This is a genomic window from Paenarthrobacter nitroguajacolicus (assembly GCF_031455195.1).
GTDB classification, from domain to species: domain Bacteria; phylum Actinomycetota; class Actinomycetes; order Actinomycetales; family Micrococcaceae; genus Arthrobacter; species Arthrobacter nitroguajacolicus_D.
On sequence record NZ_JAVDSH010000006.1, the window covers coordinates 23317 to 38189 of the forward strand.

Genomic DNA, 14873 nt, shown 5'->3' on the forward strand with positions numbered 1-14873 from the left:
ATGGCGGCCAATGCGGCACGCCAGAGTCTTGACGATTCTTGCCCCGGCAATATAACTCCACTATGGGATGACTCAACTACGGGACTCGACTATCTAGGGTACCAAGTCGCACCTCCAAGATGGCATGCTGGCACGGTGACCAGTAAAACAACTGTAAAAACATTGCTCATCCTCGGCGCATCCGGAGACCTGACGGGCAGGTTGCTGCTGCCCGGCCTGGCAGGGCTGTTGGCCTCAGGCGGGGCTCCGGGGCTGCGGTTGGTGGGCGCCGGGTCTGACCCCTGGTCTCCGGAACAATGGAGCGAACGGGTGGACGGCGCTTTTGCGGCCGCGTCCAAGGACGCCGATTCCCAGGGGCAGGCGGCGTTGGCGGCCGTTGCCGAAAGCACCAGGTATCACCAATTGGATGTCACGGCCGACGGGCCGCTGGCGGAGTTGCTGTCGCAGCTGGAAGGTCCGGTCGCGATCTACTTTGCGTTGCCGCCCCATATCAGCCAGAAGGCCTGCGAGGTCCTGCACCCCGAGCAGTTGCCGGCCGGAACCCGCCTGGTCATGGAGAAGCCGTTTGGTTCGGGCACCGAATCGGCGCACGAGCTGAACAAGACGCTGGCTGCGCTGGTGCCCGAAGACCATATCCACCGTGTGGACCACTTCCTGGGTAAGGCCACGGTGTTGAACATCCTTGGCTTTCGCTTCGCCAACAGGTTCCTGGAGCCCGTATGGAACCGGGAACATATCGAAAAGGTGGAGGTCATTTTCGACGAAGACCTCGCTCTTGAGGGCCGTGCCCGCTACTACGACACCGCTGGCGCGCTCAGGGACATGATCCAAAGCCATCTCCTGCACATCATGGCGTTCCTGGCCATCGACCCGCCGGCGACCATCGACGAACGAGACCTCCGGGACGCCGTCGCCACGGTCTTGCGTGCCAGCAGCATCAAGGCCCCCTTCAGCGCGTCGACGCGTCGTGCCCGGTACACGGCCGGAACCTTGGGAGAACGTACGGTACCCGACTACGCCGCGGAAGAAGGCGTAGATCCCTCAAGGAACACTGAAACACTCGCAGAGGTCTGCGTGAACATTGACAACTGGCGCTGGAAGGGCGTCCCGTTCATCCTCCGCTCCGGCAAGGCCATGGGTCAGCGGCGCAAGGAGGCCGTCATCACGTTCCGCCCGGTCCCCCACCTGCCCAAGGGATTCTCAGGCTTGGATTCGCCCAATCAGTTGCGGATCGGTTTCGGACCCGACGTTTTGGAGCTCGACATCGATGTCAACGGCCCCGGCGACATCTTCACCTTGGACCGCGCCAGCCTGGTGACGGAGCTCAACGCCCCAGGCATGCTGCCCTACGGCGAAGTGCTGGAAGGGATCCTCAACGGCGATCCCCTTCTCTCCGTCCGGGGCGATACGGCCGAGGACTGCTGGCGGATCATCGAACCCGTCCTCGCCGCATGGGCGAACGGCGACGTACCCCTGGAAGAATACGACGCCGGCAGCGACGGGCCAGCGAACTGGCCCACCAGCGACGTGGGCTAGAGACTGTGGCAAAGACAAAGCGGGCCGGGTACCTTGACTGGTACCCGGCCCGCTTCGTAGTGCCTCAATAGCTGGTGGAAGCCGATGGCCTAAATGGCCGCCGCGCCCCGTTCACCCGTCCGGACCCGGACTGCCTCGTAGACATCCACGGTCCATACTTTGCCGTCGCCGGCCCTGCCGGTGTTCGAGCTGGCGATGAGGACATCAAGGATGTCGTCCGCCTGTTCGTCCGTGGCAAGGACCTCGATCCGGATCTTTGGCAGCAGGTCCACGTTGTACTCAGCTCCGCGGTACACCTCGGTGTAGCCGCGCTGCCGGCCGTAGCCGCTTGCTGCGCTGACCGTCAGGCCCTGGACCCCGTAAGCTTCGAGGCCTTCCCGGACTGCTTCGAGCTTTTCGGGACGGACGATCGCTGTGATGAGCTTCATGCCTGGACACTCTCCTTGCCTTCTGCGGGAGCCTTCTCTTCTGACTTTCCGGTCATCGCCTCATGGAGCGGCTGGAAGCTGCCACCGTGGCCGTTGACGCCGAACTCGTAGGCAGTCTCAGCGTGCAGGCTGAGGTCCACGCCAACGTTTTCCTGTTCGGTGGAGACCCGGAAGCCCATGGTCTTGTGGATAGCCAAGGCGATGATGGCCGTCATGATGGCGGAGAAGGCAATTGCGATGCCGGCCGCTGCGAGCTGTGCCCACAGTTGGGTAAAGCCGCCGCCATAGAAGAGGCCGCCGCCAACACCGTCCACCGGAAGGGCGATGAAGCCCAGCGCCACGGTGCCGATGATGCCCGAAACGAGGTGGACACCCACAACGTCCAGGGAGTCGTCAAAGCCCCAACGGAACTTCAGGCCGACCGCCAGGGCGGAGGCGACACCGGCAACTACGCCGAGTCCCAGTGCACCGACCGGGCTGACGTTGGCACAAGCGGGGGTGATAGCCACGAGGCCGGCAACCACACCGGATGCTGCGCCGAGCGATGTCGGGTGTCCGTCGCGGATGCGTTCGGTGATGAGCCAGCCGATCATTGCCGCTGCGGGAGCTGCGAGGGTGTTGACCCAAATCAAGCCACCCTGCTCAGCAGTGGTTGCTGCGCCGCCGTTGAAGCCGAACCAGCCAAACCACAGGATGGCCGCGCCGAGCATGACGAACGGGATGTTGTGGGGGCGGTGGTTCGGGTCTTTGCCGAAGCCGCGACGGTTACCAATGATCAGGACCAGGACCAGTGCTGCCACACCGGCGTTGATGTGCACCACGGTGCCGCCGGCGAAGTCGATGGCCGGGCCGAGAGCCTTTCCGATTGCGCCCTCCGGACCGAACAGGCCGCCACCCCACACCATGTAGGCAAGGGGGCAGTAAACCAGCGTGACCCAGACCGGGACGAAAATGGTCCATGCGCCGAATTTGGCGCGGTCTGCGATTGCGCCACTGATGAGCGCAACAGTGATGATGGCGAAGGTGGCTGCGTAGCCGACCTTGATCAGGCCATCAGGGGTGGAAATGCCCTCGAGGCCGAAAGTGGCGAACGGGTTGCCCACGATTTCAAGGAAGCCTTCGCCTGAGCTCATCGATGCGCCCCACAGCACCCAGACAACTCCGACGATGCCGATGGAGATGAAGCTCATCATCATCATGTTCAAGGCAGCCTTGGCGCGTGTCATGCCGCCGTAGAAAAATGCCAGACCAGGTGTCATGAACAGCACGAGTGCCGCCGCCACCATGACCCATACGTGACCTGCGGTAAGTTCCATGGTGCACGTTCCTCTCTTGCTTTGGTTCTGCGGTTCAACCGCTGTCCTGACGCCCTTTGCGTCCTGCTTAAGAGTTTTGTGCCACCGTGTTTCACCTGCGCGGGTTTTATATTGCGGGCTGGTTACAACAACCTCCCCAACGTAAATGGTGCATATCCCCGCTGTTACGGATATGTTTCAGGCGTCAGACTTCACCCGAAAACCAACCCGAAGGACCCCCGCCGCATGACCCAGTCGCCCAGATCCGTCAAAGCTCCAAGGATCCGGCCTGAGAAGACTCCCCTGCCGCGCGACATCAAGGTGATGCTGGCTGCAGCGTTCCTGATCGCGTTGGGATTCGGTTTGGTGGCCCCCGTGCTGCCCCAATTCGCCACCACTTTTGACGTTGGTGCTACTGCCGCCGCCGTGATCGTCAGTATTTTCGCTTTCATGCGCCTGGTCTTTGCTCCGGCCGGCGGTGCCTTGATCGGCCGGTTCGGCGAGCGGAACGTCTACGTTTCCGGCCTTTTGATAGTCGCCGTGTCCACAGCGGCATGCGCCTTCGCCCAAAACTATTGGCAACTGCTGGTCTTCCGCGGCCTGGGCGGGGCGGGCTCGGTGATGTTCACCGTCGCGGCCATGGGCCTGCTGATCCGGCTCGCTCCACCCGAGCGTCGTGGGCGTGTGTCGGGGGCATATGCCTCGGCATTCCTGATCGGCAGCGTGCTGGGTCCGGTGGTGGGCGGCCTGCTTGCGGGCTTCGGACTCCGCGTTCCGTTCCTTGCCTACGCGGCAGCCCTGCTTGTGGCCGCTGCGGTGGTCCGCACCATGCTGAGCGGCGAGGGACATGCCGCGACGGACGCGAGCCCGGCTCCGGCAATGACACTCAAGGAAGCACTTGCAGACTCGGCCTACCGCGCCGCGGTGTTCTCCAGTTTCGGCAACGGCTGGGTGACGTTCGGCGTCCGCATGGCCACTATCCCACTGTTTGCCGTGGCGGTACTGCAGTCGAAGCCCGAGACGGCTGCATGGGCGTTGGCAATCTTCGCAGTGGGCAACGCCACGGCGCTGACATTTTCCGGAAGGTTGGCGGATGCATGGGGACGGAAACCCCTGGTCATTCCCGGACTCGTCATCACAGGACTCGCTACCGCCGTCATTGGCCTAACCACGGGACTGCCGGCATTTCTTGCCGCTTCCGCCGTGGCAGGCTTCGGCTCAGGTTTGCTGGGGCCAGCCCAACAGGCCGCCGTCGCCGACGTCATTGGCCGGGGACGTTCCGGCGGCAAGGTCCTCGCCGTTTTCCAGATGGCCGCGGACACCGGCGCCATTATCGGCCCCATCGTGGCGGGGCTTTTGGCCGATGTGCTCGGCTACGGCTGGGCATTCGGCATTACGGGTGCGGTTCTGCTTGTCACCGCAATCGCGTGGCTGCCGGCGCGCGAACCCCTTGGAAACAAAAACTGACCGACAGCAAGGGGTGCGGAACATCCCCTGCCGCCGGCCAGTTAGCCGTGTTGTGCTCTTGAGCTGCTAGTTGAGCAGCGCGTCCACGAAGCTTTCCGCATCGAACGGTGCGAGGTCATCCGGGCCTTCGCCCAAGCCAATCAGTTTCACTGGAACGCCCAGCGACTTCTGGATGGCCACCACGATCCCGCCCTTTGCCGTACCGTCCAGCTTGGTCAGCACGATGCCTGAGATGTTGACAACCTCAGCGAAGACACGAGCCTGGTTGAGGCCGTTCTGGCCGGTGGTGGCGTCCAGGACCAGCAGGACCTCGTCCACCTCGGCGAGCTTCTCGATGACCCTCTTGACCTTGCCCAGTTCGTCCATCAGGCCGGTCTTGTTCTGCAGGCGTCCCGCGGTGTCCACCATGACCACGTCGACTTCCTGGTCGATGCCCGCCTTAACGGCCTCGTAGGCAACCGACGCCGGGTCCGCCCCTTCAATGTCCGACTTCACGGTGGGCACGCCCACGCGCTGCCCCCACGTAGCGAGCTGCTCGGCTGCGGCAGCACGGAATGTATCAGCAGCGCCGAGCAAAACGTCCTTGTCTTCAGCCACGAGGACACGGGCCAGCTTTCCCACCGTGGTGGTCTTACCCACGCCGTTGACGCCGACGACAAGGACGACGGCGGGCCGGTCGCCCTTGCGTTCGACGTTCAGGGAACGGTCCATGCCCGGGTCCACCAGCTTGATGAGCTCTTCGCGCAGCATGGCCTTGACGTCCTCCGGACTGCGGGTGCCCAAAACCTTGACCCGTTCACGAAGGGCATCGACCAATTGCATGGTGGGTTCGGTGCCGAGGTCTGCAAGCAGGAGGGTCTCTTCTACCTCGTCCCACACGTTTTCATCGATTTTGTCGCCTGAAAGAAGCGCCAGGAGGCCTTTGCCCAGGATGTTGTTGGATTTGACCAGGCGGGCACGGAGCCGGTTCAGGCGGCCCTCGACGGGGTCCGGGGTATCAATGGCGATGGTTTCGAGCCCGGCGGCGTCGTCGGGAACATCGGTGTCGGCAACCGTTCCGTCAAAGGTGGGCGCCGGTGCATTTACGGCATCCGGGCGGTCCTCCACCAGGGTTCCGCCGCCTGCTGCCGAGGACTGGACGGGGTCGTTCGCGTCCCGTGGTCCAGGGTATTTGGCCCCGGATTTCCGGGCCTTAAGCAGTACCGGCACGAGTCCGCCGACCACCACGAGCGCAGCGACAATGGACAGAATTATGGGAAGGAAATCGTTCACTCCCCTACCTTCTCATAAAGCTAAGCCCCGGCACCGAGCCTCTGGCTGATGACCGTAGACACCCCGTCACCGCGCATGGTCACTCCATAAAGGGCGTCCGCCACTTCCATGGTGCGCTTCTGGTGGGTGATCACGATCAGCTGGCTGGATTCGCGAAGTTCCTCGAAAATGGTGATGAGCCGGCCCAGGTTGGTGTCGTCCAACGCGGCTTCAACCTCGTCCATGACATAGAACGGCGATGGCCGGGCTTTGAAGATCGCCACCAGCAGGGCAACTGCCGTCAGGGAACGCTCGCCGCCAGAAAGAAGCGACAACCTTTTGATCTTCTTGCCGGCCGGCCGTGCTTCCACTTCGATTCCCGTGGTGAGCATGTCCTCAGGATCGGTAAGGACCAATTTGCCTTCGCCCCCGGGGAAAAGGCGTGCGAAGACGTGGTCGAACTGGGCGGACGTGTCGGCAAAAGCCTCTGTGAAGACCTGCTGGACGCGGTTGTCCACTTCCTTGATGATGTCCAGGAGATCCTTACGGCTGGATTTAAGGTCTTCCAACTGGGAGCTGAGGAACTGGTGGCGTTCTTCCAGCGCCGCAAATTCCTCAAGCGCCAGGGGGTTTACCTTTCCCAACGCTGCGAGATCGCGCTCAGCTTTCCTGAGCCGTTTCTCCTGCTCCGCGCGTACGAACGGGACTCCTTCAACCACTGGTTCGCCGTTCTCATCCACCGGCGCCCGGAGCTCGGCCCACTTGTCGGTGGTGGTACCGGCGGGCAGGGGCACCGGCCGATCAGGACCGTAGTCGGCAATCAACTGCTCGACAGATAGCCCCAGTTCTTCGATGGAGCGCGTTTCCAGGGCTTCGATGCGCAACCGCTGCTGGGTGCGCGCCATCTCGTCCCGGTGCACGGAGTCGGTCAGCTCAGCGAGTTCCCTTGCCAAGGCATCGTTTGCCGAGCGGACCTCGCCCAGTTCGCGCTCCAACTGCTCACGCGTTTGCTCCGCGAGATCGCGTTCGCGGCCGGCAAGGTCCACCGATATGTCCACGAAACGAAGGGTCTGCTCCACCGCCGACGCGACAGCGGCCGCTCGTTGAGCCTGGGCACGACGACGCTGGGCGCGACGTGCGGCCTCTTCGCGGGCACGGCGCTCGGTTGCGGCCGCCCGCTCAAGGGATGCCGCCCTGTTGCTGATGGCGCCGAGTTGTTCTTCCGCGGTCCGAAGAGCAAGCCGGGCTTCGGTTTCCAGTGAGCGGGCAGTCCTGGCCTGGGCTGCGAGCTCGTCACGCTGGTCCGTGGACGGCTCCTCGTCGGGAGCTTCCTGGGCCGCAGCGAGCCGTTCCGCGGCGACTTCAAGGTCCAGTTGCGCCTCGGCGATATTGGCCTCGGCCTTGGCCATGGAGGCGGCAAGCCGATCGCTTTCGCCGACGGCGCTGCGAAGGATGGAGTTCAGGTGCCCCAGCCGCTCCGCGACGGCGGCAAGGCGGGCATCCGATTCGTGTAGCCGCTCCAGCGCCGCATCGGCGCGGTCCTGCGCTTCGGCGCGCCGGGCCTGGGCGCCGGCCAGGGCAAAGCGTCCACGCTCCAAACGGGCAGCGACCTCCTGGAGGCGGGCCCCGGCGTCGTCCACTGCGGCCTGGACTTCCAACAGTGACGGGGCATTGGCCGAGCCGCCGACCACTGTCAGTGCGGTCAGTACATCCCCCTCAAGGGTGACGGCCGTGAGGTCCGGCCGTTCCGCAACCAGCGAGGCTGCTGCCCGGACGTCATCGACGACGACGACCCCGGCCAGGAGCGCCAAGGTACCTTGGGCAGCCGGATCACCGATTTTCACGACGTCGGCAACCCAGCGACTGCCGACTGGAAGCCCGCTGCTGTCCCGGTCGGCCTGATCGTCGGATCCACCGTCGGCCAAGAGCAGCGTCGCACGGCCGGCCTCGTCCTTTTTCAGCAACCCGATTGCGGCAACAGCGCCTGCGGCATCGCCAACCACCACCGCATCGGAGGCACTTCCCAAGGCGGCGGCGACGGCTGTCTCGTATCCTGGTTCGACGCTGATCATGGCCGGGAGCGGGCCAAGAATCCCGTCCGCGGTGAGGAGCCGGCCGGAGCCGTCCTTTCGGTTGAGGCCCAGTTGCAGCGCGTCCCGACGCGCCGTCAACGAGTCCCGCTCACGAACAGCCTCCCGCTCGGCTGCTTTCAGCTCTTCGATTTCCGCGAGGACTCCATCGAGCACCTCGTTAGCTTCCTCATACTCGGCGTCGAGGCTCTCTTCGCCGTCCTCGACACCCGCCACTTGAGTCTCCAGTGCCGTGAACTCGCTTTGGGCCGTCCGGCGCCTTTCGTCGCCCGAAGCAAGCGACTCCCGGAGCCGGCCGCGCTCAGCTTCAGCGGCTTCTGCGCGGGAACGCGCTGCGGCAACCTGGCCAGCCAACCGGGCAAGCCCCTCCCTGCGGTCCGCTGCGGCCCGCAGCATTGCCGTGAGCCGCTTGTCCTCTGCGGCCGCGAGCGCCTCCGCCCCGTCCTTGGCCACGGTGGCTTCGAGCAGTGCAGCTTGCTTGGCCAGGATGTCGTGTTCCAGGACCGCTTGTTCTTCACGAACGCGCGCCGCTTGCCGTTCAAGCTGCTCGGGGTCACGCCCCGAGTCCACGGCAGCCTCGGAGGAACCGAGGAGCCGCCGTCGTTCGGTGGCGAGGGAACCGAGGGAGCGCAGGCGCTCCCTGCCGGCGGAGAGCTGATACCAATGGTCGCGGGCCGCGTTAAGCCGCGGAGTCGCCTCGGCGGCCTGCTGTTCCAACGCAGCCTGACGTCGGCGGCCCACCACCAGGCCGGCCTCGACAACCTGGCGCCGTTCTTTCAGTGCCGCTTCGTCCGCGACGTCCTGTTCAAGGGAGGTTGTCAGTTGCACGAGGTCGTCGGCGAGGAGCCGGGCGCGGGCGTCCCGGACATCGAACTGGACTGTCTGTGCCCGTCGCGCGATCTCCGCCTGTTTGCCCAACGGCGTGAGCTGCCTTCGGATCTCCGCCGTCAGGTCGCCGAGCCGGGCCAAATTGGCCTGCATCGCTTCAAGCTTGCGGACCGTCTTTTCCTTCCGACGGCGGTGCTTGAGGATCCCGGCTGCCTCCTCGATGAAGCCGCGGCGGTCTTCAGGGGTGGCATGCAGGACACGGTCCAACTGCCCTTGCCCGACAATCACGTGCATTTCACGGCCGAGGCCAGAGTCGGACAGGAGTTCCTGGATGTCCAGGAGCCGGCATGGCGCACCATTGATGGCGTATTCGGAACCGCCCGTCCGGAAGAGCGTGCGCGAGATGGTGACCTCGCTGTACTCGATGGGCAGGGCGTTGTCCGCGTTGTCGATGGTGAGGGACACATGGGCCCGTCCCAGGGGAGGGCGACCTGACGTGCCGGCGAAAATGACGTCTTCCATCTTGCCGCCACGCAGTGTTTTTGCGCCCTGCTCGCCCATGACCCAGGCCAGCGCATCCACCACATTGGACTTGCCAGAGCCGTTGGGACCGACGACGGCGGTGACGCCGGGTTCGAAGTCGAACGTCGTGGCCGACGCAAACGACTTGAATCCGCGGACAGTCAAACTTTTCAAATGCAAGGCGCTTCGGTTCTCCTGGATGGACCGGTGTTTGTATCCCCAAATCTACTGCCGTTGGTGCGAAATCCGCGGATCTGTTGCCGGAATGCCTTGCGGGCGGCCAGCCGCACCCCTACACTCCTGCCAAGGGTTACATGGACTTTTCGTTCCGGTGATCCGGCCCGGGCTTCGAACTTTTGTGGGCCCGCGCCGGATCCGGTCCCGTTTTCGGAACGATCCGTCCATGTGGCGAACCCGTGTTCCACAACTGAAGATCTAGGTTTGACCCTGGCTGGGGAGCGACAAGCCGGGACCTGCGCATAAAACCCGTGGGCCCGTCTTAGCTATCGGCGTACCACTCCAGGAGTTCTGATGCCCGGTCCTTCAGCTTCCCGACCACAGCGGGTCTTCAAGGGTTTTCTCGTACCCTTGGTGATCGCCATGGTGGGGGCCCTTCTGCCCCTCAGCGCTACGACGGCTATGGCTGCGGGACCTTGCGACCCCGTGGTGAATCCGGTGGTCTGCGAGAATTCGAAGCCCGGCAGTCCGCCGTCGGAGTGGGATATTGACGGCGCGGGTGACGACACCATCCAGGGCTTCGCCACGGAAATCAGCGTGAATGCAGGCCAGCCCATCCGGTTCAAAGTCGACACCAAGGCGTCCACCTACACCATCGCGATTTACCGGACCGGCTGGTACGGGGGCAACGGGGCCCGCAAGATCGCCGATGTCACGCCGTCGGTGCTGCGCCAGACACAACCTGCCTGCCGCAGCGACCTTACGACGGAGCTCTACGATTGCGGTACCTGGGCCGTGTCGGCAACCTGGCAGGTCCCGGCAACCGCTGTGTCCGGCGTCTACATCGCACTGCTCACCCGGCCTGATACGGGCGGGCAGAGCCACATCACTTTCATCGTCCGTAACGATGGTAATCATTCCCCTGTGGTCTTCCAGACAGCGGACCAGACATGGCAGGCCTACAACTCTTACGGCGGTTCGGACTTCTATGAGGGTTCAGTCAATGGCCGGGCCTACAAAATCAGCTACAACCGACCTGTTGCTACCCGCGGCGGGATTGGTGGCCGCGACTTCTACTTCGCCAACGAATACCCCATGGTGCGGTTCCTGGAGCAGAATGGCTTCGATGTCAGTTACATCAGCGGCCTCGACGCCGACCGTAGCGGTGGGGAGTTGCTGAACCACAAAGTGTTCCTCTCGGTAGGGCATGACGAGTACTGGTCCGGGCCACAGCGGGCAAATGTAACGGCCGCCCGGGACGCCGGAGTGAACCTGCAGTTCCTCTCGGGCAACGAGATGTACTGGCGCACCAGATTCGAACCGTCGTCGGTGGACGGAGCAGCGGGCAGGACACTGACGTGCTACAAGGAAACCTGGTCCAACAACAAGATCGATCCCACCACCCAGTGGACGGGCACGTGGCGCGACCCACGGTTCGCCTCGCAAGCCAATGGCGGCGGCCTGCCTGAGAACGGGCTGACCGGCACGTTGTATATGTCCAACTTCACCGACCTTCCAGTGACAGTGTCGGCGGCGGAAGGAAAATCCCGGCTGTGGCGCAACACGTCATTGGCTTCGCTGCCAGCGGGCGGTTCCGCAGCGCTGGCACCGCACACCGTAGGGTACGAGTCAGACGAAGACCTGGACAACGGGTTCAGGCCAGCTGGCCTTGTTCAGCTGTCCACAACGACGGGCAACGTCAGCGAATATCTCCAGGACTTCGGCAACACTGTCAAGCCGGGGACCACCACTCATCACATCACCCTCTACCGGGCGGCGAGTGGGGCGTTGGTGTTCTCCGCCGGCAGCGTCCAGTGGACGTGGGGGCTGGACCAGACGCACGACGGCGGCGGCGCGGCTGCCGATGTCCGCATGCGTCAGGCGCAGCTGAACTTGCTGGCGGATATGGGTGCGCAGCCAGCCACCAGGGCATCTGATCTCGTGGCTGCCGTGGCGAGCACCGACACCACCAAACCCACCGTGACCATCTCCGCTCCTGCCGACGCCGCAACGGTGGCGCATGGCAGCAGTGTCACTGTCTCAGGTACGGCCGCTGACGTCGGCGGCATAGTGGCCGGCGTCGAAGTGTCAACGGATGGCGGTGCCACGTGGCATCCCGCACAAGGTAAGCAGAACTGGACATACACCTATATCCAGAAGGGCCTTGATACCGCGACCATCCAAGTGAGGGCTATCGATGACAGCGCGAACATTGGGGTCCCAGCCACCCGAAACCTCGCATTGAAGGGCCCGTACAGCGTCTTTGGCCAGACGGTTCCAGCAGTAGCCGATTCCGGAGACGGCGGCGCGTACGAGATGGGGCTTCGCTTTACTCCCTCCGCCGACGGATTCATTACAGGCGCGCGGTTCTACAAGAGCACTGCCAACAGCGGAACCCACACTGGATCTCTTTGGAACTCCGCCGGCACACGCTTGGCTACGGCCACGTTCACCAACGAAACGGCATCCGGCTGGCAGACCGTCCTGTTCAGTCAGCCGGTACCCGTGACCGCGGGCCAGAAATACACGGTCTCCTACTGGGCGCCCAAGGGGCACTATGCCACGAAGGACTTCCAGTGGGCCTACACCGGATCCAACGATGCGCCCCTGAAAGTGGCTGGCGGATTCGGCGCTGAACCGGCTGGCGTTTACAGCGGCTCCCAAGGGTTCCCGACCTCCAGCTTTAACGGTGGAAACTACTTTGTGGACGCGGTGTTCAGCACCACCGATACCTCCCCGCTGACGGTATCCGGCCAGACACCCATCCCGTCCTCCTCGAGCGTCTCGGTGTCGACCACAGTGAGCGGTGTGTTCTCCAAGCCTGTCACCGCTGCCAGCGTTAAGCTGACCGTGCAGTCCTCCGCAGGCCCGGTAGCGGGCACCACCACGTACGACGCAGTGGCCAGGAAAGCAACGTTTACCCCCAGCTCGCAACTGGCCTTCAGCACGCAATACACCGTAACGCTCGCTGCCACTGACACCGTCGGAGGCCCGGTGACGTCCGGCGGTACATGGTCCTTCACCACAGCGGCCACGATTCCGCCACCGGGATCGTGCCCCTGTAGCCTCTACAACGACAGCGTCACCCCGGGAATCGCAGAGATCCAGGACGGAGTGCCCCTGACCCTGGGGGTCCGATTCTCCAGCGTCTCCGCCGGCCAGGTGACAGGGATCCGCTTCTATAAGTCGGCGGGTAACACGGGCACGCATACCGGAGCCCTGTACTCGGCCAGCGGGCAGCAGTTGGCGACCGTGACGTTCGCCAACGAAAGCAGCGCGGGCTGGCAGACCGCCATGTTCAGCCAACCCGTCCAAATGACCCAGAACACGGAGTACATCGCCGCATACAAGTCACTGACCGGTGCATACTCCGCCACCAGCAACGGCTTCGGCAACGGGTTGAGTGTCGGCCCGCTGCGAACAACGTCCGATGCGGGCGCATACTCCTACAGCACCGACTTCCCGGGTTCCCGGTCCACGGCCAGCTACCTGGTGGATGTCGTCGTCATGGTTTCCGCTCCGCCGTTCACGGTGGGAAGCCAGTCGCCGCTGTCCAACGCATCGAGTGTTCCGTTGGACACCCTTGTCAGTGGAGTGCTTTCAGAGGCGGCGGTTGCCTCCAGCGTGGCACTGTCATTGAAGACTGCCGGTGGAACGCCAGTGGCAGGAAATACCACCTACGATCAGGCGACCCGTAAAGTAACGTTCGCACCGAGCTCGGCGCTGGCAAATGGCACCAGCTACACAGCGACGGTCACAGCCACAGCTTCGTCCGGGACGCCAATATCCGGAAATGTATGGTCATTCACCACAGTCCCGGTACCGCGGATACCTGGGTCATGCCCGTGCACGCTGTACCAAGACACAGCCACGCCAACCACTCCCGAAGTAGATGACGCCACGCCGCTGGCCCTTGGGGTTCGGTTCAGCAGTGATACAGCCGGGCAGATCACGGGTATCCGGTTCTTCAAATCAAGCGGAAACACCGGAACGCACACGGGGTCGTTGTACTCACTCACGGGACAACTACTCGCCTCGATCACCTTCAGCAACGAGTCCAGCACAGGATGGCAGACTGCAAGCTTCAGCCAACCAGTCACCATCCAGGCTGATACACAGTACATAGCGGCCTACAAGTCGTCCACTGGCAAATACTCCTACACCGCCGGTGGATTCGGTGCCGGGTTCACGAGCGGACCCTTGCAGGTTGAGTCTGACTCCGGAATGTACGCCTACGGCAGTGACTTCCCCAACACTGCTTCGACGGCCAGCTACCTCGTCGATCTGGTCTTTGCCCAAGCATCGCCACCACTGAGCGTCACCGACCAGGTGCCTGCGCCAGGTGCCAGCTCGATCCCGACGGACGTCAAGCCCTCAATTACGTTCTCTGCAGGAATCAATCCCGGTGCGACGTTCACGCTGACCGCCAATGGGTCCTCCGTTGCGGGATCGGCCGCTCTGTCGGCAGATGCCAGGACGATCACCTTCACCCCGTCGGCGGCCCTTCCTGCAAGCACAGCAATAACGGCCAACGTGTCCAGCGTCAGCACCCCCCAGGGACAGACCCTGCCGCCCACCAGCTGGCAATTCACCACGGCGAGCGCAGCCGTGCAACAGAGCACCATCTTCGGTTCCCTGACCCCTCAGGTCGCGGCATCCTCGGATACCAAGTCCGTGGAACTGGGCACGGCCTTTACGGTTTCGCAGGGTGGCAGCGTCACCGGCATCCGCTTCTACAAGGGGACTGGAAACACTGGAACCCACGTGGGCTCGCTCTGGAACTCGGCGGGCACGCGGCTGGCTCAAGTGACCTTCACCAACGAGACGGCAACAGGATGGCAGACCGCCACCCTGGCCACACCTGTGGCTTTGTCGACCGGCCAGACGTACGTGGTTTCCTACCGTGCCCCGAACGGCCGGTATTCGTACACGCAGGGCTTCTTCAACCAAACCTGGACATCCGGAGTCTTCACCGCTTCGGGGCCCAACAACGGGCGCTACCGGTACGGTTCGGGAGGTGTCATGCCGGCCAGCTCGTTTGCTGCGACGAACTACTTCGTGGACGTTGTCTACTCCAGTGCCGCACCCGCCCAGCAGTTGGCGGCGCCGTCCCCATCGCCAACCGCCACAGCTACGACGACGCCCACGCCCACGCCAACGGCTTCGCCCAGTGCGTCACCGAGCCCGTCGCCAAGCCCCACCCAGTCCGGTGGCTTGCTCTGCGGACTGCTGCCGCTCTGCTGAACGCGCAACGGACGACTCACTCAACGGACGATTTA

Annotated in this window: 7 protein-coding genes; 3 read left to right on the plus strand and 4 right to left on the minus strand. The window is 63.7% G+C overall.

Annotated elements, in window-relative coordinates:
• Positions 1 to 1536, plus strand: a complete 1536-nt coding sequence (locus tag J2Y68_RS13985; protein WP_309994363.1) for a glucose-6-phosphate dehydrogenase — start codon at positions 1 to 3, stop codon at positions 1534 to 1536.
• Between the two features lie 89 nt (positions 1537 to 1625).
• On the opposite strand, the gene J2Y68_RS13990 is transcribed toward J2Y68_RS13985, so the two are convergent.
• Together J2Y68_RS13990 and J2Y68_RS13995 are read right to left on the minus strand one after the other, a co-directional pair.
• Positions 1626 to 1964, minus strand: coding sequence for a P-II family nitrogen regulator (locus J2Y68_RS13990; RefSeq protein ID WP_017199639.1), 339 nt, complete (start codon positions 1962 to 1964; stop codon positions 1626 to 1628).
• The gene (locus J2Y68_RS13995; RefSeq protein ID WP_211713515.1) at positions 1961 to 3280 is read right to left on the minus strand and encodes an ammonium transporter; all 1320 of its coding nucleotides are present in this window, start codon (positions 3278 to 3280) and stop codon (positions 1961 to 1963) included. The genes J2Y68_RS13990 and J2Y68_RS13995 overlap by 4 nt, the downstream gene beginning before the upstream one ends.
• Positions 3281 to 3505: 225 nt before the next feature.
• On the opposite strand from J2Y68_RS13995, the gene J2Y68_RS14000 reads away from it, so the two are divergent.
• Positions 3506 to 4726 (plus strand): MFS transporter, encoded by a 1221-nt coding sequence (locus J2Y68_RS14000; protein WP_211713514.1) that lies wholly within the window; start codon positions 3506 to 3508, stop codon positions 4724 to 4726.
• A gap of 66 nt (positions 4727 to 4792) precedes the next feature.
• Here the strand turns inward: J2Y68_RS14000 and ftsY are convergent, their stop codons facing one another.
• Complete coding sequence (gene ftsY / locus J2Y68_RS14005) at positions 4793 to 5998, minus strand: signal recognition particle-docking protein FtsY (protein ID WP_309994365.1); 1206 nt, start codon at positions 5996 to 5998, stop codon at positions 4793 to 4795.
• Between the two features lie 20 nt (positions 5999 to 6018).
• Positions 6019 to 9597: a chromosome segregation protein SMC gene (smc, locus tag J2Y68_RS14010; RefSeq protein WP_309994366.1), complete on the minus strand. Its 3579-nt coding sequence runs from the start codon at positions 9595 to 9597 to the stop codon at positions 6019 to 6021.
• 351 nt (positions 9598 to 9948) lie between these two features.
• Between smc and J2Y68_RS14015 the strand changes: the two genes are divergently transcribed.
• Positions 9949 to 14838, plus strand: a complete 4890-nt coding sequence (locus J2Y68_RS14015) for a DUF4082 domain-containing protein (RefSeq protein WP_309994367.1) — start codon at positions 9949 to 9951, stop codon at positions 14836 to 14838.
• The last annotated feature ends 35 nt before the right edge of the window (positions 14839 to 14873 follow it).